Below are 24,781 nucleotides of genomic sequence, written 5' to 3'. Positions count from 1 at the left end.
ATGTTTTTACTTAATAACATCAATAGATATAATTCCAACTGGCTCTAGTGGAGCATCGGACCTATCTGTTGGAACAGATTCTAGCTTATCTACAACAGCTTTAGACTCATCGTCCACAACTTCTCCAAAAATCGTGTGATGACCATCAAGCCAAGGAGTTGGAACAGTTGTTATAAAGAATTGAGATCCATTCGTGCCATGCAAGCGGCCATCGCGTCCGCGTTGCTTTCCAGCATTTGCCATTGCGAGCAAATATGGCTTATCGAACTTTAGAGATGGGTCAATCTCGTCGTCAAATTCGTAGCCAGGACCGCCCATTCCGTTTCCAAGAGGGCATCCGCCTTGAATCATAAAGTCTTTAATAATTCTGTGGAAAGTTAAGCCATTGTAGAAAGGCTCATTAGACTTTTCGCCGCTAAAAGGATCAATCCACTCTTTTTCGCCAGTTGCCAAGTCAACGAAATTTTTTACTGTAATAGGCGCTTTATCGTCAAAAAGATTAATCTTTATATCGCCTTCAGACGTATGCATATTAATAAGTGTCATATTGCGATTCTCCCATACATTAAAGACTGTTCACTGTTTATTTTGATTAATATTAGCGCTCGTGATGGTTGATTTTGTTGGATATTAAATCTCCAATGCTTTGCACTAATTGCACAAGCAAAATGCACAAAATTACTGCTGCGCTCATAACGTCGTATTGATAACGCTGATATCCGTAGCGAATCGCAATATCTCCAAGTCCTCCTGCGCCAACTGTTCCAGCCATTGCTGAGAATCCAAAAAGCGTAATAAACGTTAATGCTGCTCCGCGAATTAGCGAAGGTAAACTTTCAAAAAGCAATACTTTGAACACGATTTGTGTGTTGCTTGCTCCAAAACTTTGAGCAGCTTCTATAAGACTTCCGTCAACTTCTGCCAAAGATTGCTCAACAATTCGCGCTACGAATGGCGCAGCTGTTATAACAAGCGGAACAATTGCTCCTGGAACACCTAAAGATGTTCCAACAATAAGCCTTGTAAGTGGGATTATAGCAACAAGCAAAATTATAAACGGAATAGATCTCACAACGTTTACAATGCTTCCTAAAACAGTGTTAAGCAGCGCGTTTTTGCAAATTCCTTGCTTTGCGCTTGTTATAAGAAGAACTCCTATTGGAAGTCCTATTACGTATGCAAATAATGTAGATATTGAAGTCATAACAATTGTGTCTTTTGTGCCTTCAATAATTAGTTCTCCATATTCGTCTATAAATTGTGAAATATTTTCTGGCATTTTATTTCACCTCGCTGTTTTCGTTGCTGTTGCTGATGTTTTTGCTGTTATCTCTATGATTTTCAACATTTTCGTTTGCAATAAGTGTTTTTAGAATATTGCTTTGCGGATTCTTGAAAAGCGTTGAAGTATCGCCGATTTCTACGATTTTTCCACTATCAATCATTGCAACTCTATCGCAAATATTGCGTGCAACTGCAAGAGAGTGAGTAATAATAACCAATGTAACGTTAAGATCTCGGTTGATTCTTCTAAGCAAATCAAGTATTTGCGCAGTAGTTGTTGAATCCAATGCGCTTGTAGCTTCATCACAAAGCATAATCGAAGGATTGTTAGCAAGCGCTCGCGCAATAGCAACACGTTGCTGCTGGCCGCCAGAAAGCTGAATAGGGTAGCGGTTTGCTAAATCTTTTAAGCCAACTAAGTCAAGCAAATATTTTGCTCGTTCTTCTCGTTCGTTTTTATTCGTGTGGTTTATTTCCAAAGGAAAAGTCACATTTTGCAATACGGTTCTCTGCTGAAAAAGACTAAAGTTTTGGAAAATCATGCCAATATTTGACCTGATATTAGATAAATCGCGATTTTTAGCATCTGTAATATCTTTTCCGTCTATTACAACTTTTCCGCTCGTAGGTCTTTCTAAAAGGTTTATGCATCTAACTAGCGAAGACTTTCCAGCTCCCGAAGAACCTAAAATTCCAAAAACTTCTCCCGATTCAATAGTCAAATTAATGTCTTTAAGCGCTTCGTGCTTAGTTTTGCCGCTTGAATAAGTCTTATAAAGATGTTCAATCTGAATCATTTTTCCACCGATTGTAGAACGAATTGTAAAACGAATTATAAAACAAATATGAGGCACGTGCCTCTAGTTTTTTTAGAGGCACATGTCTTTTTTTTTTATTTGCGATTAGACGCTGTAATCACGTTAAAACACTGGAAGAACAGCGCCGTTGTAGTTTTTCTTTATAAAATCACGAACTGCATCTGTTTTTAACGCTTTTACAAGAGCCTTGATTTTAGCAAGTTTTTCGGAGCCCTTCTTAACAGCAATAATGTTTTCGTATGTCTTAGCGGCTACGCCTCCAACTTTTTCGCTTGTAAGAGGATCTTTAGTTGGGTTAAATCCAGCTTGAATAGCGTAGTTTCCGTTTAGAGCAGCTAAATCAACGTCTTTAACGACTGTTGGAACCAAAGAGGCGTCTATTTCCTTAAACTTTAGATTCTTTGGATTAGAAACAATATCCTTCTTGGTTGAGTTAACATCCTTTGGATTCTTTAGCTTAAGAAGACCTGCGTCTTGCAAAAGAAGAAGTGCGCGAGCTTCGTTGGTTGGATCGCTAGGAACAGCAACTGTTGCACCATCTTTTAAGTCCTTAATTGTTTTAGTCTTTCCTGGGTAAAGTCCAAATGGCTCAAAGTGGATTCCAGCAATAGAAATAATATGCGTTCCTCTTTCTTTATTAAAGTTATCTAAGTATGGCAAATGCTGATGGTAGTTTGCGTCTGCTTCGCCTTCTTCTACAGCAGTATTTGGCTGAACGTAATCAGTAAATTCCTTAACAACCAACTTATAGCCTTGCTTTTGCAAAATAGGCTTAACTACTTTATTCAAAATATCGCTGTGAGGAGTTGGGGAAGCTGCAACCTTAATCACCTTATCGTCTTTAGTTGCTCCATTTGCAGAAGATCCGCATGCGCTTAGCGAAAGACCCAAAATCGCAGTTAGTGCTGTAAAAGCTGCAATAATCTTTGTGTTCTTTTTTGTGATTTTCATGTTTTTCCCCTTGTCCTTTAATGTTTTTTGCTAGTTGATTATTTTGTTTCTTAGCAACGGAATATCAATATATGCGATTTTGCAGCCTCTTCGCTACCTATTTTCTATTTGTATAATTTATGACGAGTTAGTAAAGCTAATAAAATCAATAAGATAATCAACAATTATTTTTTGCATTTAGGACTTGATTTTTTGTTTTTCCTTATTGTTTTGGCGTGGCGTTTTGCAATCTTTTTGTTTTAGAAAGCTTTAAAATGATATGGCTTGTGCAACATGGCTTATAATAAAAACATGACTTCTTTGCGTTTAGCTTTAGCTCAAATTGACACTTGCGTTGGAAATATAAGCAAAAATACGGATGAAATATTGCGATTTTGCAAAGACGCAAGTAGGGGGAACGCCGATATTGTTGTGTTTCCAGAAATGACACTAACTGGGTATCCAATCGAAGACCTTGCTTTGCGTGCAACATTTAGAAAAGCAGCTAATAATGCCGCTTATAGTCTTGCAAAAAGCTTAAAAGATAGCGGATTAGGTGATTTATACGTTGTTGTTGGAACGGTTGGTGTAGACGATGAGTTAGGTAAGCCAAGAAATCGCTTGCTTGTTATTAACAACGGAAAAGTGGCGCTTGTTTACGACAAACATTTTTTGCCAAATTATGGCGTTTTTGACGAATTTAGAATTTTCTCGTCTGGAAACGATTGCGGGATTCTAAACGTTAAAGGCGCAAAATTAGGATTTGCGATTTGCGAAGACATTTGGCAAGATGGCGGCCCAGTTGCGCGTCTTTCTAAAGAGGGGATTGATGTTCTAGTAACAATCAACGGTTCTCCGTACGAAGAAGGCAAAACGGATATTCGCTTAAAACTGGCTCAAAAGCGTGCAAAAGAGGTTAATGCTCCGCTTGTTTATGTAAATCAAGTTGGTGCTCAAGACGATCTTGTTTTTGATGGCGGCAGCTTTGTAGTAAATGCAGACGGATCTTTGATTGAGCGTTCTAAGATGTTTGATCAAGACTTAAGTTTTGTTGATTTTAATACAGATTTAGATGTGCAAAAGTGCTCGACGATTGCTCAAAAATTAGACCCAGACGAAGAAGTTTATTGCGCATGCGTTTTAGGACTTAGAGATTACATGCGTAAAAATGGCTTTAAGGGTGTTTGCTTAGGACTTTCTGGCGGAATCGACTCTGCGCTAGTTGCAACTATGGCGGCGGATGCTTGCGGAGGGCAAAACGTTTGGGGAATTTCAATGCCAAGCATGTATTCTTCGCTTGGTTCTAAAGACGATGCTTGCGATTTAGCTAAGCGCCTTGGAGCACATTACGATATTCAGCCTATTGAGCCGCTTTTTAAGTCATTCCAAAATCAGCTTGATTTGCAAGGTGTTGCTGCAGAAAATTTGCAAGCGCGAGTTAGAGGCGTGATTGTTATGGCGTATTCTAATTCAAAAGGTTTGCTGGCTTTAGCTACTGGCAATAAGTCGGAGCTTGCATGCGGTTATTCTACGATTTATGGAGATGCGGTAGGTGGGTATGCTCCTATTAAAGATTTGTTTAAGACTCGCGTTTGGGCGCTTTCTAGATGGCGTAATCGCGCTGCTAAAAATGGCGTAGGTCTTGGAATGTTGCCTATTGCTGGTAGTGAAGATTTTCCTAAAGACAATAATCCTAAAGAAAAGGCTCCAAAAGATGGCATTCTTATACCTGTAAACTCTATTGTTAAGCCTCCAAGTGCCGAGCTTAGGCCAGGGCAAAAGGATTCAGATTCTTTGCCAGAATACGATTTGCTAGACAAAGTGCTGGAAGCGCATATAGAGCTTGCTCACGGCAGGGCGGATTTGCTTGCAGACGGTTTTGATGAGCGCACAGTTGATACAGTTATTCAGCTTGTAGACCGCGCAGAATGGAAGCGTAGGCAGTATCCGTTAGGTCCAAAAGTTAGTGCGATTGCGTTTGGTAGAGATAGGCGAATTCCAGTAACAACGGCGTTTAGAGAATAGGCGAAGGCTGGGAACGGATTGGTGAAGCTTGGAAAAAGTCGCAAGCAACCGCCTGTTCTCTACGCGTTGTATATGTGCTAGTTTGAGGATTCAAACTAGCATTTTTATTAAAAATAAGCTAAAAAACAGTAAAATGTGAGGTAACTCACGTTAAAAATGCCAAAAATCGACGTGTACTGTTTAAACATTGCTCTAACATAGTAGAGAAGGCGACGTGAAGAAGCGTCGTGGATACGAAAGGAGTCAAATATGGCATCAGTGGATGCATCCGTTCTCACCGAAGAGGATCTTCGTGCAAAAGCGTGGGATGGATTTACAAGCGGCAATTGGGAAAAAGATATTGACGTTCGTGACTTTATCCTAAAGAATTACACTCCATACGAGGGTGATGAGACTTTCTTGGCAGACGCCACCGAAAAAACTAAGCATATGTGGAAGTACCTCGACGACAACTACTTGGCTGTCGAGCGTGAGCGCCGCGTATACGACGTTGAAACACATATTCCAGCAGGTATTGACGCAATGCCAGCAGGCTACATTGAAAGCCCAGAAGTAGATAACGTAATCGTAGGTCTTCAAACCGACGAACCTTGCAAGCGCGCTATGATGCCAAACGGCGGTTGGCGAATGGTTGAGCAGGCCATTAAGGAAGCTGGCAAGGAAGTAGATCCAGAAATCAAGAAGATTTTCACCGTTTATCGCAAGACTCATAACGATGGCGTGTTTGGTGTTTACACCAAGAATATTAAGATTGCTCGCCACAACAAGATTTTGACTGGTTTGCCAGATGCTTATGGCCGTGGCCGTATTATCGGTGATTATCGTCGTGTGGCTCTTTACGGCGTAAACATGCTTATTGAGTTCAAGAAGCGCGATAAGGATTCGATTCCATACCGCAACGACTTTACTGAGACCGAGATTGAGCATTGGATTCGCTTCCGCGAAGAGCACGATGAGCAAATCAAGGCTTTGAAGCAGCTTATTAACTTGGGCAACGAGTATGGCTTGGATTTGAGCCGCCCAGCTCAAACCGCTAAGGAAGCTGTTCAGTGGACTTACATGGGCTATCTTGCTTCTGTTAAGAGCCAGGATGGCGCTGCAATGAGCTTCGGCCGTGTTTCCGCATTCTTCGATTGCTACTTTGAGCGCGATTTGAAGGCTGGATTAATCAACGAAACCGACGCTCAGGAAATCATTGATGCATTGGTTATGAAGCTTCGTATTGTGCGCTTCTTGCGTACTAAGGATTACGACGCAATCTTCTCTGGAGATCCATACTGGGCAACTTGGTCCGATGCAGGCTTCAGCGATGATGGCCGTACCTTTGTTACTAAGACTTCGTTCCGTTTGCTCAACACTTTGACTCTTGAGCATCTAGGTCCTGGTCCAGAGCCAAACATCACTATTTTCTGGGATCCAAAGCTTCCAGAAGCCTACAAGCGTTTCTGCGCACGAATCTCTATCGACACTTCTGCAATTCAGTACGAGTCCGATAAAGATATTCGTGAGCACTGGGGCGACGACGCTGCTATTGCTTGCTGCGTTTCCCCAATGCGCGTTGGTAAGCAAATGCAGTTCTTCGCTGCACGCGTTAACTCCGCAAAGGCTTTGCTCTACGCGATTAACGGTGGCCGCGATGAGATGACTGGCATGCAGGTTATTGATAAGGGCGTTATTGACCCAATCAAGCCAGAAGCTGATGGAACTCTTGACTACGAGAAGGTTAAGGCCAACTACGAGAAGGCTTTGGAATGGCTTTCCGAAACCTACATTGAGGCTTTGAACATAATCCACTACATGCACGATAAGTACGCGTACGAGTCCATTGAGATGGCTTTGCATGATAGGGAAGTCTATCGTACACTCGGCTGCGGTATGTCTGGCTTGTCTATTGCTGCAGATTCCTTGGCTGCTATAAAGTATGCGAAGGTTTACCCAATCTACAACAAGGATGCTAAGACTGCAGAAGGCCACGAGTACGAGTACATTGAAGGCGCAGACGACGACTTAATCGTTGGCTACAAGACGGTTGGCGAGTTCCCAATCTACGGTAACGATGACGATCGTGCTGATGACTTGGCAAAGTGGGTTGTAAGCACTGTTATGGGTCAAGTAAAGCGTTTGCCTGTATACCGTAATGCTGTTCCAACTCAGTCCATCTTGACTATTACTTCTAACGTTGAGTACGGCAAGAACACTGGTTCCTTCCCATCTGGCCACAAGAAGGGCACTCCTTACGCTCCAGGTGCAAACCCAGAAAATGGTATGGATTCTCACGGCATGCTTCCATCCATGTTCTCTGTTGGCAAGATTGACTATGACGATGCTCTCGATGGTATCTCGTTGACTAACACCATTACTCCAGATGGTTTGGGTAGAGACGAAGACGAGCGTATTAACAACCTTGTTGGTATTTTGGACGCTGGCAACGGCCACGGCTTGTACCACGCAAACATCAATGTTTTGCGTAAGGAACAGCTTGAAGACGCTGTTGAGCATCCAGAAAAGTACCCACATCTTACGGTTCGTGTTTCTGGCTACGCAGTGAACTTTGTAAAGCTCACTAAGGAGCAGCAGCTCGACGTTATTTCTCGTACATTCCACCAGGGTTCAGTTACTGACTGATTCTGATTGATTGCGAATGCCGCCGGGGGTGAGCAGGTTTTGCTCCTGGCGGCTTTTCAAATAAAATAGACTTAAAAGGTATACCAAAGACGGTTATAGGGGGCATATGATGGCTGAAAACACAGCATTTCGCACTACGACTCAGCACATGTTAAAGGAGTCAAAAGAGTATGCCCGACAAACTTTAATGGGTGGTCTTTCTGGTTTTGAATCTCCAATTGGATTAGACAGAAAAGACCGCTTAGTTGCTCTTAAAACTGGCGATATTGGATTTGTGCATTCTTGGGATATCAATACTTCTGTTGATGGCCCTGGCACTCGTATGACGGTGTTTATGAGTGGCTGCCCACTTCGTTGCCAATATTGCCAAAATCCTGATACTTGGAAAATGCGTGACGGCAAGCCAGTCTACTTAGATGCAATGATTAAAAAAGTAGACCGTTATCAAAGTCTTTTTAAGGCAACAGGCGGCGGAATCACATTTTCTGGCGGCGAGTCCATGATGCAACCAGCTTTTGTATCTAGAGTGTTTCGTGCAGCAAAAGAGATGGGCGTGCATACTTGCTTAGATACTTCGGGCTTTTTGAATCGCAATTATACAGACGAAATGATTGACGACATTGATCTTTGCTTGCTAGACGTTAAATCTGGTATTGAAGAAACGTATAAAAAAGTAACTGGCGGCTTGCTTCAGCCAACTATTGACTTTGGTCAGCGATTGGCGAAGGCTGGTAAGAAGATTTGGGTGCGTTTTGTGCTCGTTCCAGGTCTTACAGACAGTGAAGAAAATGTTGAAAAAGTTGCTGAGATTTGCGATTCGTTTGGGGATGCTGTTGAGCATATTGACGTGCTTGGATTCCATCAACTAGGTCGCCCAAAGTGGCATGAGCTTAGGATTCCGTACCCTCTTGAGAATCAAAAAGGACCTTCTAAGGCGCTTAAAGAGCGAGTTGTAAACCAGTTCAAAGACCACGGTTTTGTAGTGTACTAGACTGAACCTCGATGCGTTTTAGGCAATTTTTGCGTATTGTATTGTTTTTTTTTTTAAAGGATTTTGTATAATTATACAAATAACCTTTTTTAGAGAAAGGATACGCAATGAAGCGCAGAATAGGTTGTTGGATTGCATTAGCTTTTACATTAGCGTTAGCTATTTTTGTGCGGTGTAACGATCAGTTTGGTTTTGCTACAGCGCTTACTGTTTTCGTTATTTTGCCAATAATTTTGTTGCCAATAAACATTGTTGCATCGTTTGATGAGAAACTTCTTATTGAAGTGCCAATAATATCTATTGCGATAACTTTTGTTATAGAACTTGTTACTTTTTCAATATCCAAGTTCTCGGATTTAGGTTTACATGCTGGCTACGTTGTTCCAACAGTTTTAGCTTCGGCAGTCGCATTTACTCTTACTAGATTCCTTAAAACTAGGCTTGTTAAGCGCATAAATCGCGAAATAGCAAACAATAAAGCAGATTGATTATTTGATTGATTGCTTATTTTTGATTAGTCGTAGTTGTGTGCGAAAGTTGAAGCCGTGTTAAAAGATGCATAATCTATAACACGGCTTAAATATTTTTTACGGATATTTTGCAAAAAATTGCAAAGTAAGATGCAAAAAGCGTAAGAATTTGGCTAAAGCGTACAATCGGGAGGCGTTCTTGAATAAGGAACCAAAGCTCTTAAAAGAGCCTAGAGAAGGAGTTCCAGAAGTCATTGATACGCTTGAATCATATAAAGAATATTGTAATTTGTTAGCAGCAGGGTCGGGGCCTTTGGCTGCAGACGCAGAGCGCGCATCTGGTTTTAGATATGGTCACGAAGATTGGCTGATTCAGTTCAAACGCAAAGGTGCAGGAATTGGATTGCTGGACCCAATAGCGCTAGGAAAACTTGGCGTTGATTGGCATGAATTTAACCAGGCAGTAGGGGACGCGCCTTGGATTATTCACGATTCTATGCAAGATTTGCCAGGATTTTTCGATATTGGTTTGCGTCCGCGTGCTTTATTTGATACAGAAATCGCAGCTAAATTGCTTGGTAGAAAGCGCTTTGGATTAAGCTCTGTAACTGAATATTATTTGGGATTGACTCTTGCAAAAGAACATTCTGCAGCGGATTGGTCATATAGACCTCTTCCTAGAGATTGGCGAAATTATGCTGCTTTAGACGTTGAATTGCTAATCGAATTAGAAGAAGTAATGAGCGGCGAGTTAAAAAAGCAAGGCAAGCTTTTATGGGCAAATCAAGAGTTTTCACACTTATTAAGTAAAGGTGCTCAAAAGAAGGCTCCTCACCCAAATCCTTGGCTTAGAATATCTCATATAAGCGTTCTTATGCACGATAAAATCGGCTTAATGATTGCAAAAGAGCTTTGGCAAAAGCGAGATGAGCTTGCTTGTCAATACGATATTGCGCCAACTCTATTGCTTTCGGATGCTGCGATTATTGAAGCAGGAAAGCGAAAACCAAGTAATTCTAGGGAGTTTCGCTCAATTCGCATTCTTAACGAACGCGTTAGGATTCACACAGGCAGCGAGCAAGACAAGATGTTTGAACGCTATGCTCCGATTCAGCGCAAAATCAAGCCAAATGTGTGGAAAGCTGTTATAGAAGACGCGATTAGTCGCGCTAAAAGTGGGGAAGTTGCTATTGTTTCTAAGCTTGATGATTCAAGTAGTAAATATGGCAATTACAACGATGCTGGCGATTTTGGCGATTCTGGCAATTCTGCGGATTCTGGCAATTCTGCGGATTCTGGCGACGCACAAGAATCGCAAGCAGCTCCACGATCTATGAAGTATTGGCGTGATCATCATCCCAAAAGATATGAGCGCTTACAAAATGTAAAGCAGTCTTTAATCAAGATTGCAGAAGATACGCATACGCCTACGGAAATCATTATTAAACCGCAAATTATTCGCAATCTTTGTTGGCAAGATAATATTGAGCATATTGATGTTAAGGAGTTTCTTGTAGAGCAGGGTGCAAGAACGTGGCAAAGCGATTTAATTGCTGAGTCCGTAACTCGAGCTATTATGTAACGGTTGTGCCATATGGCAGAAGCTAGAAAACGTAATTTCAGGAGCGCAAGCGTGAAAATCAGCGTCAGGAATCTTGAGCCAACTAAGGTTAAGCTCACCATTACCGCAGATCTCGAAGATTTTGAGCCATTTATGGATCAGGCTCGTAAAGAGATCGCAAAGCAAATCAACGTGCCAGGTTTCCGTAAGGGACACGTACCAGGCAAGATTGTAGATCAGCGAGTTGGCTTCGGAGCTGTTGCCGGTGAAGCTGTAAATTCTGCTGTTCCAGAGCTTTATTCTAAGGCTTTGGAAGAAAAGAAGATTCGCCCAATGGATCAGCCAGAATTTGATGTTCAGGAAGTCCCAGAATCTGCTAAAGACGAACTTAAGCTTAAGTTTGTTGCAACTGTTGAGCGTCGCCCAGAGTTCAAGCTTAACAAGTTTAAGGGTGTAGAAATCGAAGTAGAGAAGCCAGAAGTTAAAGATAGCGATGTTAAGGCTCGTCTTGAGGCTTTGCGCGCACGTTTTGGCACTCTTGTTGGTGTTGATCGCCCAGCTAAGAAGGGTGATTTTGCAAACATCGATTTGGAAGCTAAGATTAACGACGAAGTTGCCGATTCTCAAAATGGCGTAAGCTACGAGCTTGGTTCCAACACTATGCTTGATGGTTTGGATGAGGCTTTGGAAGGTCTTTCCGCTGGAGAAGAAACCACTTTTGAAGGTACTCTCGAAGCTGGAAAGAACCAGGGCAAGAAAGCTCAGGTTAAGGTAAAGGTTAACTCCGTTAAGGCTCAAGAATTGCCAAAGCTTGACGATGAGTTTGCTAAGGAAGCATCTGAGTTCGACACTCTAAAGGAACTTAAGGAAGACGTTCGTAAGTCTTTGGAGCAGGCAAATGAAGGCCGTCAGGCAACTCTTGCTCGCGATGCTTTTATTGCTAAGATTCAAGAAGAAGTTGAAATTCCTGTGCCAAAGGGTGTTAAAGATAAGGCTGTTGCCGAGCACCTTAAGGGCATGACTCCAGACCCAGAAAAGGCCACTAAGAAGCAAAAGGAAGAGGCTGAAAAGGCTGCAGAAAAGGAGCTTCGTGACCAGATGGTTCTCGACGCTTTGGCAGAAAGCCTCGATGTTTCTGTTTCTCAAGCAGACGTTACCAACTTCTTGGTTTCTGTTGCTCAGCAGTACGGAATGGATCCAAGCCAGTTTATTAACGCTATTGTTCGCAATGGTCAGCTTGGTTCTGCTGTTCAAGAAGTTGCTCGCTCTAAGGGCTTGCTTGCTGGCATGCGTGCTGTAAAGTTCGTTGCTGGCGGAGAAGCTCTTGATTTGAGTGCTTTCTTGTCGGAAGATGAAGAGCCAGAAGATGAAAGCGTTAAGGCTGCTTCTGCTGCTGCAGCTGTTGCCGATGAGCTTTCTGCTGAAAAGTAGTTAGAGTCTTCTAAATTAGAATCTTCTAATAATCTTGTTATTTAAGGCCTAGTGGAGTATAGCTCTGCTGGGTCTTACTTATATTTAATTAAATAATTACTATATAGAATTACGATTATTATAGAAAAATGTTAAGAATTGCGAGACATTATGGATAGTAGTGCTAAAACAAAGCATGAATCTTGTTGCAGATTTAGCAAATTCGGCAAATCTTGCAAATTATTTAGTTTTGCAATTCTAGTAGCGCGTTTTATTGCAGTCTCTGTTGCTCTTGGCGTTCTTGTTGGCTTAGGAGCAACAGTTCTTACGCTTATTTTTTACGCTGTACAACACCTTGCTTTTGGCTCAATTGAATCTGCTAAAAATACTGTATTTTTAGGGCTTCCTTGGTATCGATACGTGCTACCTGGCACAATTGCTATGACTATTGCTGCACTGGCTTGGTATTTTTTGCGAAAGAAGGAGAATCCTCCTCGAATCGTTACTATTCCACAAGCCGTTAGTGGCAGTAGAATGCCAATTTTTTCTACTATTGCACATGTTTTATTACAAATCGTCATTGTTGGATCTGGAATTTCAATCGGAAGGGAAGTAGCTCCTAGAGAATTAGCTGCAATGATTGCTCAGCGTTGCAGCAGTATTTTTAATGTGTCTGTTAAAACTCAGCGTATACTAGTTGCGTCTGCTGCAGGTGCTGGCTTGGCTGCAGTGTACCATGCGCCTTTAGCTGGCACTGTGCTTTCTTTAGGTTTGCTTAGTAAAACTCAAGGTTTTGGTTTTTATGCGTGGCTAAATCGCGAAAATGGCTCTGTAATAGTTAATGCACTTAAAAATATTGCGCGCTCGGAGCGTTTGCGTTGCTTGCCTTTTGCTCTTGTTATGAATTATGTTGCTGCGTTTGTTGTTGAGTTTTTATTGCATCATTCTAGATACTACAATATTTCGCAATTTTCTTGCGTGTTTTCTTGGCAAATTTGCGTTTTAACTGTTGTTGTTGGTGCAGTGTGCGGCTTAGTTGGTTACGTTTTTCGCTTGGGTATTATTTGGTGTAGAACTCATGCTTTGCGTGGCATACAAATGCTGTGTTTTATGCCTGTAGCTGGCTTAGTTATTGGTGTTGCGGCTTGTTGGTTTCCGCATATTATGGGGAATGGTAGGTCGCTTTCTCAGCTTGCTTTTTCTGTAGCTAGTTTTCCGTATTTGGCAGAAAACTCGCATATTGTTACTATTTTGTTGCTTCTTGCGCTAATGAAAATGGCTGCTACTTTGCTTGTTTTGCGCTATGGTGCTTCTGGAGGCGTATTGCAGCCAAGCATTTCAACTGGCGCTTGCTTTGGTGTGATTTTATACGCTATTTTTTCAACGTCTGGTTTTTTGCAAGTTTTTGACATTTCGCAAGTTTCCGCAATTTCTGTATCTATTATTGGCGCTGCTTCTTTACTTGCGTCTTCTAGAAAAGCTCCGATTATGGCGTGGCTTTTAGTTGCGGAATTAGTAAACGCACCGTTTACATTACTTTGTCTTATGCTATTGGCGGTGATTGTGTCTAGTTGCGTGTCTAGTTGCGTGTCTAATTGCGTGTCTAATTGCGTTAAGCGTTTTACTTCACATTCTTGTTTTGCGGTCACGCGCACACGATAGTCTAGATGTATTCAAAATGTTTGTAAGGAGATAAGGTGACTGATCTGTTTACGGCTTCTCCCGTTATGCAAGAAGGGGAGCCACAAAATCCAACGGATTCGATTTTTAATCAACTCTTAAAGGATCGTATTATTTGGCTTGGCTCTGAAGTCAAGGATGAAAATGCCAATATTATTTGCGCTCAGATGCTTATGCTAGCTGCGCAAGATCCTAAGAAAGATATTTGGCTTTATATTAATTCGCCAGGTGGTTCTATTACCGCTGGAATGGCTATTTACGACACTATGCAGCTTATTGAGCCAGATGTTGCTACGATTGCTGTTGGCATGGCTGCTTCTATGGGTCAGTTCTTGCTGAGTTCTGGCACGCCTGGTAAGCGTTTTATTACGTCTCACGCTCGCGTGCTAATGCACCAGCCTTCTGGCGGTGTTGGTGGCACTGCTACAGACGTGCGTATTAATGCTGAACTTATTATGGATATGAAGAAAACTCTCGCTGAGCTAACGGCTCAGCAGACTGGTCATACTGTTGAAGAGATCTACCGAGACAACGAGTATGATCATTGGTTTACTGCTCAGCAGGCTTTGGAGTATGGCTTTGTAGATAAGATTGTTACCACTCCAGCTTCTATGCGTGGGGAGGAGTGATTTTAATGGCAAGTGAAGAAGCAAAGTTTGTTGCTCGCGCTAAGCGTTTGGGCGGATTTGGTCAGACCAGTGGTGTGTTTACGAATCGTTATGTTTTGCCGCAATTTGGTGAGCAGACTCCTTATGGTATGAAAACTCAAGATCCATACACTAAGCTTTTTGAAGACCGCATTATTTTTATGGGTGTTCAGGTAGACGACACTTCTGCAGACGACATTATGGCTCAGCTTTTGGTTCTAGAAAGCATGGATCCAAGCAGAGATGTAATGATGTACATTAACTCTCCTGGTGGCTCTATGACGGCTATGACGGCTATTTACGATACCATGCAATACATTAAGCCAGATGTTCAAACGGTGTGCTTGGGTCAAGCTGCTTCGGCTGCTGCGATTTTGCTTGCTGCTGGTGCTGCTGGTAAGCGCATGATTTTGCCAAATGCTCGCGTGCTTATTCATCAACCTGCAATGGGTCAAGATTTTGGCAAGGCTACAGAGATAGAGCTTCAAGCTAAGGAGATGTTGCGTTTGCGCGAATGGTTAGAGGCCACTCTTGCAAAGCACACTGGCCAAAGTGTTGAGCGAATTCGTAAAGATATTGAGGTAGACACTATTCTTACCGCTCCTCAAGCTAAAGAATACGGAATGGTAGACGAGGTTCTTGAACATAGATCTTAAGGATTTTATGTTTTAGATTCTTATGTTTTAGATTCTTATGTTTTAACTGCAGACCCTGGCGATGGCGACACGCCAGGGTTTGTATTTTTGTAAAGATGGTTGTATATTAGTCAAGTTGCCAAAAACAACGGAAAGTTAAAGTTCCAAGTTTTTGGAGAACATGCGCCAGTAGCCCAACGGATTAGAGCATCTGACTACGGATCAGAAGGTTGCAGGTTCGAATCCTGTCTGGCGCACAATACACGCGGTTTTTGCCGCGTTTTTTTTTATAATGGTTGTTATCAAAAGTGATTGATTAATTAATTGAGAAAAAGAGGCTATCTTATGCAACCTGAGAAAGTTAATCGTTATAGTTTGCGTAAGCTCGGACAACATTTCGTTTCTGCTGTGGTGGCAGTTGTGGTGGTTGGAATTTTGTCCTCTGGAATGGCTATATCTCAAGCGACACTTGCTCACGCTGACACGGTGGGTAAAGATAATGATTTAAGGAATGGCTCAGAAAGTAGCCGTACCGCAGGTTCTGCAAACAAAACTAATTTAACTAAAGATGAAGAAGGCTATTATGACCTTATGACTGAAAAAACTTCAGAAAATCTCTATCCAGAAGTTTTTTCAAATGAAGAATTGCAAAAAGCTGAAGCAGAAAAATACGATAAAGTAAAAATTTATTTTACTCCAAAAGGAAAAGACTTTAACCCAAAAGGAAAAGATACCAAACAATTAACATTAATAGGATGGAGATTTGTAGATTGGTATCCACAAGATGGAACAGTTGATTACTTTATATTTTTACCAAAAAGAAATGTAGAGAGTGCAAGAGCACAAGTTGGAGCAGTTTATCACGCTTTTAACACCTTAGAAGAAGGCAATAAAATTTCTTTTAATGACGGTAAATATGCCGAAACGCCATTTTCTCTTTCGGTAAATAAAAAAGTCCTTGGAGAAAATTTAACAGAGGAAACTAAATTTAAAGTAAATCCAAAGCAAACTCGTGCATTTGTTAGAGTTAGCTATCAAACAACTAAAAATGACGATGCACTCTCACAAGTTTTTTATGTAGATAGATATGGAGAAGGAAATACTATATTTAAATTTTTTGTAACTTCTGTAGATGTAGATTTTCACTTTGTAGATGATAGTAGTTATAGAAAATTAACAAACCAAAAATTATCTTCACCTCTAAAAGAAAGAAGTGAAAAAGATAAAAATTCTTTTTCTAATGAACCTTTTAAAAAACTTGATCTAAAAGATATGCTTGACATTGTTAAAACAGATAAAGCTTTCTTTGGGAATAATCCAGTTTATAAAGCTAGATTGTCCACTCCTTTATTGTCGTATGATGGTGATGAAAAAAGCTCAAGAAAAAGACCTACTTTAGAAGAGTTAAAAGCAAAAACAATTCCAGGATATATTTACTGTGATAATGATATAGATAAGCCAAAAACAAAAGAATTTAAAAAAGATGACTCTACAACTAAAGAAAAAGGCAACCATTATTTAACTTATGGCTATGATAACGATAGAAATATGTTGACTACAAAACATTACTATCTCACTTATCGTGCCCTACCAACAGAGATTGTTGTTCGTCAATTTAAAGAAGATAAAAAAACTCCTTTAGATAATAGTTTTGATCTTTATCGTGTAGAAGATAATAAAGAGGTTTTAGTTAAATCTGCTATTAAACCTAATCATTCTCGTGCGAATGAAAAAGAAGATGCTATAAATGTAATAGAAGAAATGATGAAAAAAACTACAATAAATGATGCTGGATATTATGAACCAAATAATCTTCTTTATTTAGAACCAGGAAAATATGTTTTAAAATCACAAACATTAGATGAAAAATACTATAACGAAAAAGAAAATCAGGAATTTACAGTTGGTCTTTTAGATAGTAGTGACAAAAAAACAAGAATAGTCGTAGACTTTAATGCTGGTTTAAAACATAAAGTAAACTATAATTTCAAATCAGAAGATGGCAGAAACTTACCAGCAGAAGTTACAAACTTACTGCCAAAAGATGAAAATACATATAAAAAAGGCGAAAAAATAACTCCAGCTGACCCAACTCAAAAAGAAATAGCAGTAGACGGAGGGAAATGGACATTCATAGGATATGATACTAAAGAGCAAACAGTAGAAGATAAAGATTTAACATTCATAGGAACATGGAAATTTACTAGCATAAAACCTCTATCTACCCTAGACGAAGCACCTCAATTAGAAGTAGCTGACAAAGAAATAATGGTAGGAGAAGATTTAGATCTAAAAACACTAATAATAAAAGCAACAGATAAAGAAGACGGCGACTTAAAAGAAAAAGTAGAAATAGTAGATAAAGGTGGTTTTGACAATAACAAAGTCGGCACATATAAAATTACATATAAAGTAGCAGATAGCAAAGGAGCAACTGCAACAAAACAAGCGACAGTAACAGTAAAAGAAAAAACAACATCAGAGCCGCAGCCGAATCCACAGCCAGAGCCAGAGCAAGAGCCAGAGCCTCAGCCAGTGACGCCAACTCCGCAGCAAGAGCAGCAGCCGCAGTCAAATCCACAGTCAACGCCTCAGCCTCAGCCTAAGACAGAGTCGCAACAAGAGTCACAGCTGCAGCCGAAGCAAGAGTCAGAGCAAGAGTCACAGCCGCAGCCAAAGTCGCAGCCACAGCACAAAGCCACTTTACCACGGACAGGAACGACCGATAGTAGCTTAGTATTGATTGGAAGTGTATTAGCTGCGATGGGTGTTTTGCTTCAAGTAAGTAAACGAAAAGATTAATGTTTAATAATTGAACCCCTCTATCCACAGATAGCGGGGTTATAGGCCAAAACTGTGTAAAGCTAAGCTGATGAATATTTTGGAAATAGAATTAGTCAGCTTAGCTTTTTGATAATTACTGGTATTACAGATTTACGTCCTAAATGAACACCATCAACATGAATGTAATCATAAACTTTGTCTACGAATGGTACTTGCGGCCGTAAGTCCCAGAAAAGCTTATTTTTACGTCTTAAGGTACGGGCTGAGAAGTCGTATGAATACTTATCTTGAGTTTTATTAGATAAAAGCCAATTTAAGCCAACTGTTAAATCGTTTGATTGTTTATCATATGCTCTACTTTTAGAGGCTCCACAGTTAGAACAACGGTATCTAGTAGTGCCAGCATTGGTGTGACCATTCTTGCTCATTTTGTGATGACAGTTATCGCATAGTGGGTTATTCATACAAATGAAGAATAACCCACATTCGATATACATTGAGCCCTACTGCTATAAGGGTTATGGGCTGATTTTTTACACACTTTTTGTCCAGGTGGCGAATGTGCAGAAAACAGATTCGATTACCGCAAAACGCTTGTATTGCAATGCGTGAGACATGATTTCTTACACACTTTTGGGGCTTAGGACAATTTTTTAGACATTTTGTGCAATCATATCACGATGTTCCATAATTGTCTTTCCACTAATACTTATTTTAATTCTGTGATTGTTGTAAAAATCAATATAAGTATGAATAGCTTGACGTAATTCTTCTGTACTATCCCAGTTAAGTGGATAATACATTTCTGTTTTCATTCGTCCAAAAAAGCCTTCACAGGCAGCATTATCTCCACTATTTCCTTTTCTTGACATGGAGCGTGTAATACCAAGACCTTCTAATCTCTCAATCCACCTGCCACCTCTATAGTGACCTCCTCTATCGGTATGAATAACTAAGCTTTTACATTCTGTAGTGTCAAGGGTAGTTAAAGCCCCTTCTAACATTTCATCCACAAGACACTGATCTGGGTGGTTTGAAAGAGCGTAAGAGACCACTTTACCATCAAAACAGTCAATCATAGGGCTTAAATAGAGTTTTGACTCTTTTACTGAAAACTCAGTAATATCTGTAAGCCAAATCTTATTAGGTGAATCTGCATGAAAATTATTGTTAACAATGTTACTACATGCAGGAGTAATTTCTCCTATGTAACTTGAATAGCGTCTTTTACGCCTGGCATATCTAACTTCAATTAACTCTTCTTTCATGAGCCGTCTTACTACTTTTTCAGATACTTTAATACCTTTAGTTCTCAACACTAGCCACATTCTAGGAGAGCCATAAGTAAAGAAGTTTTCTTCTGCAATCTCGTGTATACGACACCGTATATGTGCGTATTTGTCAGGTTTTTGAAGAGCCTTTTTAGCATAATAATAACTTGAACGTTTTATCTGAAGTGTTTTAATCAGAAGCTCTAACGGTAACACTAAAAGTAGTTCTAGCATAATTTGCACCTTTAGTTTATTTGGCAGTTTATTGGGGATGCCGCCCTCTACTTTTTTTGATAACTCAAGCTCCTTCTCAAGTACAGCTTTTTCTACCATAAGTTTAGCTGCAAGTTCTTTTAACTCGCTTACATCATCAGGTAAGCTCTTAACAAGTTGAGCTTTTGTTTTATAAATACCTCTATCTACTTTCTCTTTCTTACTCATAAGACCTTCTTCACCATGCAATCGATAACTTTTTATCCAATCATAAATGATTGCATGAGTAGTAAGATCTAACTTTTTTGCAACTTCTTTAACTGACATACCACCTAAAGCTAGCTGACAAGCTTTGTGTTTTATTTTAAAAGAATAATGTCGCGGTAAATTTTTAGGCTTTTTAGGAGGTTGTCCTGGCTTCCTGACATTTTTAACCCAGTCAAATAAGACATGCCTTGATGGATATCCTAATACTCTTAATGTTTTACTATAGGATTTATATTTCTTGTAGGTTTGTATAGCATGTTTCTTTTGAGCTTCTGTATAGATAACTTTCATTGTGACTTTCAGACTCCTTCCATTTTGTACAGAATTTTGTCCTAAGCCTCTTTTGACCTATAACCCCTAATCCGAATAACCAGTACAAGAACCACAATAACAATGTTGTTGATGTATAATCGCTTTTGATAGTCTTTCCCGCATGCGCGGGTGTGATCCTTCTGTGTTTCGTGTTCTATCGTCTTTCTCGCATTGGCGAGGCAATTATCTGAGCTTCAAATGCATGTAATATGTTTGAAGCTCAGATAATTATAAATAAATATTCGATACAATCTTCCTTAAAACTTTTATTAAGAGTATATTTACCATTATTTAGTAATCATTGTAGATTAAGGGGATAGTAGGTATGAGATGTAATCATATTGTTAATCCTGCATTATGGGGTAAAAAGAGAGAAGTTAATGGAGTAATGCAATGGCTTCCTCTTGCTCAACACCTTGAAGATACTGGAAATGTTATTGGTCAATTATGGGATCATTGGCTTAGTGATGGTCAGCGAAGATTGATTGAAGCCTCATTAAGTAAACATGTTGATGCAAAAAAGTTATCTCAATTTTTAGGATGCATACATGATATTGGTAAAGCTACTCCAGTTTTTCAGTTTCGAAAATCGTATTCAAATTCAGAAGATTTAGATATTGCGTTAAAAAATAAGTTAGCTACTGTTGGTTTTACAAATATCGATGATTTTATTAAAAAGGCAGAAGATTGCTCGAGTAGCCATCACACTATAACTGGTCAAGCTATTCTTTCTAATGCTGGAGTTCCTGAAGGAATTTGTGCAATCGTTGGTGCTCATCACGGTAAGCCTTTAGATAATGATTTTGTTTATAAAAATAACGAATCTGCGTATTCTGACCATTACTATCAAAGTGAAACTGAAAGTGAGAATAGTAAATTATGGAAAAAATTGCAGAATGATATTTTGGTTTGGGCTTTAGAAAGAAATGATTTTTCTAATGTAGATGATCTTCCAGAAATAAGTGAGCCAGCACAAGTTTTGTTGTGTGGATTAGTAATTATGGCTGATTGGATTGCAAGCAATGAACACTATTTTCCGCTTATTCCAATAGAGAAAGATTTAATAGAAAACCAGGAAGAAAGATATAGAAAAGGCTGGGAAAAGTGGTTACAACATGGTTCTAAAGACGTATGGGAATCATTAAATTGTTGTAGCAATGTTTTGCAAATATACAAACATCGTTTTGGCTTCTTGCCGAATAGCATTCAGACAGTGTTGCACGATGTCATTTCTCATTGCAAAGAGCCTGGAATTTTTATTCTTGAATCTGCAATGGGTTCAGGAAAAACAGAAGCTTCTTTGATTGCCGCTGAGCAATTAGCAAATCTAACCGGAAGAAGCGGAGTATTCTTCGGTCTTCCTACTCAAGCAACTTCTAACGGAATGTTTAGGAGAGTTGAGGATTGGCTTAAAAGCGTGAATCGTGATTTTCAGGGTGAAATTGGTTTACGTTTAGTTCATGGTAAAGCTGAACTGAATGCAGATTATGCGCATTTACCGCATGGAATGCAAAATATGAATGATGGTTCTGAGAGTAGATCTAGTAATAATGATGTAAATAATAATGGAGTAATACTTAATGATTGGTTTACTGGGCGAAAAACCGCAATGTTGGATGATTTTGTAGTTGGTACAGTAGATCAATTTTTGTTAGCTTCGCTAAAGCAGAAACATCTTATGCTTCGTCATTTGGGTTTAAGTAAAAAAGTTGTAATTATTGACGAAGTGCACGCTTATGACGCTTATATGAATAAGTATCTTGAAGAATCTCTTATTTGGATGGCAGCATACGGTGTTCCCGTAGTGTTACTTTCTGCTACTTTACCAGCCAAGCGTAGAAAAGAACTTATAAAAGCCTATATGTGTGGGTTATTTGGATTTAGTTGGAGAGAATGTGATAAATCTAATGTTGATTTTGAAACAAATAATTATCCTTTAATTACGTACAGTGATAAAAACTGTGTAAAACAAAAATTTATTGAAAATGATGCTAGTGAAAATAAATCTGTTTCTGTAAGAAAAATAACAGACGATAGATTACACGAATCACTTGTTAGTGAGCTTAAATCTTTGTTAAATAATGGCGGCATTGCTGGGATTATAGTAAACACCGTTAAAAGAGCTCAAGAAATTTATAATGCGTGCGTTGATGAATTTAGTGATGACGAAGTTATAGTTATTCATTCGCAATTTATTGCTACAGATAGAGTTAGAAAAGAACAACAGATTTGCAATATGATTGGCAAGAATGCTCATAGACCTACTCGTGCAATAATTATCGGTACGCAAGTATTAGAGCAGTCACTTGATATTGATTTTGATATTTTGTTTACTGATCTTGCTCCTATAGATTTATTACTTCAACGTGCTGGCAGATTACACAGGCATACGATAGAACGCCCAGAAACTTTCACAGAGCCAATTTTATATGTGTTGGGAACCAGTGAGTGTTATGAATTTGATAAAGGTTCAGAGTCTATTTACAGCAAATATTTACTTATGAGAACTCAATACTATTTGCCAGATGTTATAAACATGCCTCAAGATATTTCTCGATTAGTGCAAATAGTTTATGGCGATAATCCTTTAGGGTTGCAAGAAGATTTGAAAGATGTGTATGCTGTTGCAAAAAGAGAACATGATTCAGTAAGAAATAGTAATGAAAGTGCTGCAAAAACATATAGAATCGAAAATCCAAAATCAAAAATCGGTAAAAGATCTATTGTCGGCCTGTTGGAGAATCCAATTACGAATGAATCTGATGAATTTGCATGTGCTCAAGTTCGTAATAGCGGCGAATCTATAGAAGTTATTGCTGTGAAAAAAGTTGGATCTGGCTATGGAACTTTCCATGATTGTGAAGATATTTCACAAAATATTGATGATTCAGAAGTTGCAATGAAACTTGCTCAAGAAACAGTAGGATTGCCGTGGATGTTTACATTAAACAGCAATCGTGTTGATGAAACAATTGCAGAACTGGAAAGAATACGAAAACAAAATCAATTCAAAAATTGGGATAATCAGCCTTGGTTGCGAGGTTCTTTGGTGCTTTTATTCGATGAAAATAATATTTGCGAATTATCGAAATACAGAGTTGTTTATTCTGAAAAAAGTGGTATTGTATGTATTAATAGTTCGGAAGAAGACAGAAAGGAATTAAGAAGGTGAGCAGATTTAATTTATTAGATGAGCCTTGGATTTCCGTCATTGTAGACGAAAAAGGCCACAATAAGCTCGTATCAATTACAGATGTGTTTAAGCATGCATCAGAATATAAAGCTCTTGCGGGAGATATGAAAACTCAAGATTTTGTATTGCTTCGTATTTTGCTCGCTGTACTTCATACTGTTTTTTCTAGGTACGATATTCAAGGAAATTCTCGTGAATTTGATTCAAATGAAGATAATGAATATTATTTCAATAAAGAAACAATGAATATTTGGCGCGAATTTTGGAATTCAAAAGAGTTTCCAGACGCAGTTTTCAAATATTTAGAACAATGGCATGATCGTTTTTACCTTTTTGATGACAAATATCCATTTTTCCAAGTACTTAAACAAGATATTGATAGTAAAAAGCTTGGCGGTAAATCTCCTAGTGAGATATCTGGTAAAAATATAAATCGATTGATTTCTGAAAGTAACAATAAAGTAGCTGTATTTTCTCCAAAAGATAATGTTGATAATAACAAATCGTCACTTAGTGAAGCGCAATTAGCAAGATGGATTATTACCTTACAGTCATATGTTGGATTAGCAGATAAGACCATGTTTGGTACTGAAAAATATAAAGCTTCTAAAGGGTGGCTTTTTGATCTTGGTGGCATTTACGTAGAAGGCGAAAACCTATTTGAAACTCTTATGCTCAACTGCGTGCTTGTTGGTGAAATGCAATCTCCTGAGAAGAGACAAAAACCGTGTTGGGAGTATTCTGGAGCGGAAAATATTGAAAATTCGTTTTATGAAACATTTATTGACAATATTTCTCAGCTTTACACTAGATGGAGTAGAGCAATATATATAAATCCTGATATTAGCATTGAAAATCCAATATCGGTTTCTATAGTAAAACTCCCTGATATTAATCATAAAGATGCTTTTATTGAGCCAATGACAGTATGGCAGTACAACAAGGAACGGGAAAACAAGGACAAATACACTCCAAGGAAGCATAAAGTAGAAGAATCTATGTGGAGATCATTTGGGTTACTTACATTGCAAGAATCAGATGATGGGATCCTAAAAAATCACAAACCTGGAATTATGGAATGGTTAAACAAAATTAGTAAAGATATTGAAGGTTCTTCTATTTCATTACAGGCTGTGAGTATGAAAGATGATGGTAATGCTACATCTTGGGTTCCTACAGATGAAATATGCGATACTCTGCATATTGATGAAGTTGTAGTAACTGATAATTCTGACAATGGATGGGTGGGCAGAATTAACAATGAAGTCGAGTATACAAGATCTGCCATAGGATTTATTTACAGGCAATTTCTTCTAGACATATGTGAAATACGTAATAGAAATAAAGATGATGCAACTAAATATGCTGGTAAGTGTATTAGTCATGTTTATTTCTTAGTCGATCAACCGTTTAGGCAATGGTTAGCAAATATTAAACCAAAAGATTCAATGAATGAGCGTTGTGCTCAATGGAGAAATACTTTGCATAATATACTCATCAATGAAGCAAAAGGCATGTTGGAAAATGCTACATTGCGCGATTTTACAGGTAGGCCTGTTGTGCAAAGTGAGAAAGAATCTACAAAAAATATAGTTACAGCTTACAGCATTTTTACTAGTCGATTAAAAAAATTATCAAAAAAATAAAGACATAGAAAGGAGGATA

17 protein-coding genes, 1 tRNA gene and 1 pseudogene are annotated in these 24,781 nt (G+C 39.1%); 13 read left to right on the top strand and 6 right to left on the bottom strand.

Going from position 1 to position 24,781, the window contains the following annotated elements; genetic code table 11:
- Positions 1 to 6 precede the first annotated feature (6 nt).
- From HXT23_RS03435 to HXT23_RS03420, 4 genes are all read right to left on the bottom strand, one after another.
- Positions 7 to 546 carry a peptidylprolyl isomerase gene (locus HXT23_RS03435; protein WP_422112682.1) on the bottom strand — a complete coding sequence of 180 codons (540 nt, stop codon included), beginning with the start codon at positions 544 to 546 and terminating at the stop codon, positions 7 to 9.
- 52 nt (positions 547 to 598) lie between these two features.
- Positions 599 to 1,279 (bottom strand): methionine ABC transporter permease, encoded by a 681-nt coding sequence (locus HXT23_RS03430; protein WP_016831446.1) that lies wholly within the window; start codon positions 1,277 to 1,279, stop codon positions 599 to 601.
- 1 nt (position 1,280) lies between these two features.
- Positions 1,281 to 2,081 (bottom strand): methionine ABC transporter ATP-binding protein, encoded by an 801-nt coding sequence (locus tag HXT23_RS03425; RefSeq protein ID WP_422112681.1) that lies wholly within the window; start codon positions 2,079 to 2,081, stop codon positions 1,281 to 1,283.
- A 123-nt stretch (positions 2,082 to 2,204) separates the two neighbouring features.
- The gene (locus HXT23_RS03420) at positions 2,205 to 3,053 is read right to left on the bottom strand and encodes a MetQ/NlpA family ABC transporter substrate-binding protein (RefSeq protein WP_016635601.1); all 849 of its coding nucleotides are present in this window, start codon (positions 3,051 to 3,053) and stop codon (positions 2,205 to 2,207) included.
- A gap of 291 nt (positions 3,054 to 3,344) precedes the next feature.
- On the opposite strand from HXT23_RS03420, the gene HXT23_RS03415 reads away from it, so the two are divergent.
- The 11 genes from HXT23_RS03415 (at position 3,345) to HXT23_RS03365 (ending at position 17,878) form a co-directional block, all read left to right on the top strand.
- Complete coding sequence (locus HXT23_RS03415) at positions 3,345 to 5,057, top strand: NAD+ synthase (protein ID WP_422113080.1); 1,713 nt, start codon at positions 3,345 to 3,347, stop codon at positions 5,055 to 5,057.
- A gap of 249 nt (positions 5,058 to 5,306) precedes the next feature.
- Complete coding sequence (pflB, locus tag HXT23_RS03410) at positions 5,307 to 7,682, top strand: formate C-acetyltransferase (protein ID WP_020973668.1); 2,376 nt, start codon at positions 5,307 to 5,309, stop codon at positions 7,680 to 7,682.
- 109 nt (positions 7,683 to 7,791) lie between these two features.
- A complete protein-coding gene (gene pflA / locus HXT23_RS03405) occupies positions 7,792 to 8,673 on the top strand; it encodes a pyruvate formate-lyase-activating protein (protein ID WP_020973667.1) in 882 nt (293 codons plus the stop codon).
- 107 nt (positions 8,674 to 8,780) lie between these two features.
- A complete protein-coding gene (locus tag HXT23_RS03400; protein WP_016831443.1) occupies positions 8,781 to 9,161 on the top strand; it encodes a hypothetical protein in 381 nt (126 codons plus the stop codon).
- Between the two features lie 181 nt (positions 9,162 to 9,342).
- Entirely contained in the window at positions 9,343 to 10,725 is a 1,383-nt protein-coding gene (locus tag HXT23_RS03395) for an HRDC domain-containing protein (RefSeq protein ID WP_422112680.1), read from the top strand.
- Positions 10,726 to 10,776: 51 nt separating this feature from the next.
- Positions 10,777 to 12,135, top strand: a complete 1,359-nt coding sequence (gene tig, locus HXT23_RS03390) for a trigger factor (protein WP_016831440.1) — start codon at positions 10,777 to 10,779, stop codon at positions 12,133 to 12,135.
- 150 nt (positions 12,136 to 12,285) lie between these two features.
- Positions 12,286 to 13,776: a chloride channel protein gene (locus HXT23_RS03385; protein WP_422112679.1), complete on the top strand. Its 1,491-nt coding sequence runs from the start codon at positions 12,286 to 12,288 to the stop codon at positions 13,774 to 13,776.
- 35 nt (positions 13,777 to 13,811) lie between these two features.
- Positions 13,812 to 14,423, top strand: coding sequence for an ATP-dependent Clp protease proteolytic subunit (locus HXT23_RS03380; protein WP_032813113.1), 612 nt, complete (start codon positions 13,812 to 13,814; stop codon positions 14,421 to 14,423).
- A 5-nt stretch (positions 14,424 to 14,428) separates the two neighbouring features.
- Complete coding sequence (locus HXT23_RS03375) at positions 14,429 to 15,097, top strand: ATP-dependent Clp protease proteolytic subunit (RefSeq protein ID WP_016635611.1); 669 nt, start codon at positions 14,429 to 14,431, stop codon at positions 15,095 to 15,097.
- Between the two features lie 162 nt (positions 15,098 to 15,259).
- Positions 15,260 to 15,333, top strand: a tRNA-Arg gene (locus HXT23_RS03370).
- A gap of 88 nt (positions 15,334 to 15,421) precedes the next feature.
- Positions 15,422 to 17,878, top strand: coding sequence for an SHIRT domain-containing protein (locus HXT23_RS03365; RefSeq protein ID WP_422112678.1), 2,457 nt, complete (start codon positions 15,422 to 15,424; stop codon positions 17,876 to 17,878).
- 122 nt (positions 17,879 to 18,000) lie between these two features.
- Here the strand turns inward: HXT23_RS03365 and HXT23_RS03360 are convergent.
- Together HXT23_RS03360 and HXT23_RS03355 are read right to left on the bottom strand one after the other, a co-directional pair.
- Positions 18,001 to 18,324, bottom strand: a pseudogene (locus tag HXT23_RS03360) (transposase-like zinc-binding domain-containing protein); the annotation flags it as partial.
- A 189-nt stretch (positions 18,325 to 18,513) separates the two neighbouring features.
- A complete protein-coding gene (locus HXT23_RS03355; RefSeq protein ID WP_422112677.1) occupies positions 18,514 to 19,902 on the bottom strand; it encodes an IS3 family transposase in 1,389 nt (462 codons plus the stop codon).
- A gap of 346 nt (positions 19,903 to 20,248) precedes the next feature.
- Between HXT23_RS03355 and cas3 the strand changes: the two genes are divergently transcribed.
- Positions 20,249 to 23,095, top strand: coding sequence for a CRISPR-associated helicase Cas3' (cas3, locus tag HXT23_RS03350; RefSeq protein ID WP_422112676.1), 2,847 nt, complete (start codon positions 20,249 to 20,251; stop codon positions 23,093 to 23,095).
- A complete protein-coding gene (locus tag HXT23_RS03345; protein ID WP_016838859.1) occupies positions 23,092 to 24,762 on the top strand; it encodes a type I-E CRISPR-associated protein Cse1/CasA in 1,671 nt (556 codons plus the stop codon). The genes cas3 and HXT23_RS03345 overlap by 4 nt, the downstream gene beginning before the upstream one ends.
- Positions 24,763 to 24,781: the final 19 nt, after the last annotated feature.

Origin of the sequence: Gardnerella sp. DNF00257, assembly GCF_049262745.1 — a bacterium.
Classification (GTDB): domain Bacteria; phylum Actinomycetota; class Actinomycetes; order Actinomycetales; family Bifidobacteriaceae; genus Bifidobacterium; species Bifidobacterium piotii.
The sequence above is the reverse complement of the archived record's forward strand: the minus strand, read 5'-3'. Positions and strand labels throughout refer to the sequence as shown.

What these genes read in the sequence shown, in the direction of transcription:
- HXT23_RS03435 (WP_422112682.1), bottom strand. Translation starts at nt 546, where the DNA reads ATGACACTTATTAATATGCATACGTCTGAAGGCGATATAAAGATTAAT.
- HXT23_RS03430 (WP_016831446.1), bottom strand. Translation starts at nt 1,279, where the DNA reads ATGCCAGAAAATATTTCACAATTTATAGACGAATATGGAGAACTAATT.
- HXT23_RS03425 (WP_422112681.1), bottom strand. Translation starts at nt 2,081, where the DNA reads ATGATTCAGATTGAACATCTTTATAAGACTTATTCAAGCGGCAAAACT.
- HXT23_RS03420 (WP_016635601.1), bottom strand. Translation starts at nt 3,053, where the DNA reads ATGAAAATCACAAAAAAGAACACAAAGATTATTGCAGCTTTTACAGCA.
- HXT23_RS03415 (WP_422113080.1), top strand. Translation starts at nt 3,345, where the DNA reads ATGACTTCTTTGCGTTTAGCTTTAGCTCAAATTGACACTTGCGTTGGA.
- pflB (WP_020973668.1), top strand. Translation starts at nt 5,307, where the DNA reads ATGGCATCAGTGGATGCATCCGTTCTCACCGAAGAGGATCTTCGTGCA.
- pflA (WP_020973667.1), top strand. Translation starts at nt 7,792, where the DNA reads ATGGCTGAAAACACAGCATTTCGCACTACGACTCAGCACATGTTAAAG.
- HXT23_RS03400 (WP_016831443.1), top strand. Translation starts at nt 8,781, where the DNA reads ATGAAGCGCAGAATAGGTTGTTGGATTGCATTAGCTTTTACATTAGCG.
- HXT23_RS03385 (WP_422112679.1), top strand. Translation starts at nt 12,286, where the DNA reads ATGGATAGTAGTGCTAAAACAAAGCATGAATCTTGTTGCAGATTTAGC.
- HXT23_RS03375 (WP_016635611.1), top strand. Translation starts at nt 14,429, where the DNA reads ATGGCAAGTGAAGAAGCAAAGTTTGTTGCTCGCGCTAAGCGTTTGGGC.
- HXT23_RS03365 (WP_422112678.1), top strand. Translation starts at nt 15,422, where the DNA reads ATGCAACCTGAGAAAGTTAATCGTTATAGTTTGCGTAAGCTCGGACAA.
- HXT23_RS03355 (WP_422112677.1), bottom strand. Translation starts at nt 19,902, where the DNA reads ATGAAAGTTATCTATACAGAAGCTCAAAAGAAACATGCTATACAAACC.
- cas3 (WP_422112676.1), top strand. Translation starts at nt 20,249, where the DNA reads ATGAGATGTAATCATATTGTTAATCCTGCATTATGGGGTAAAAAGAGA.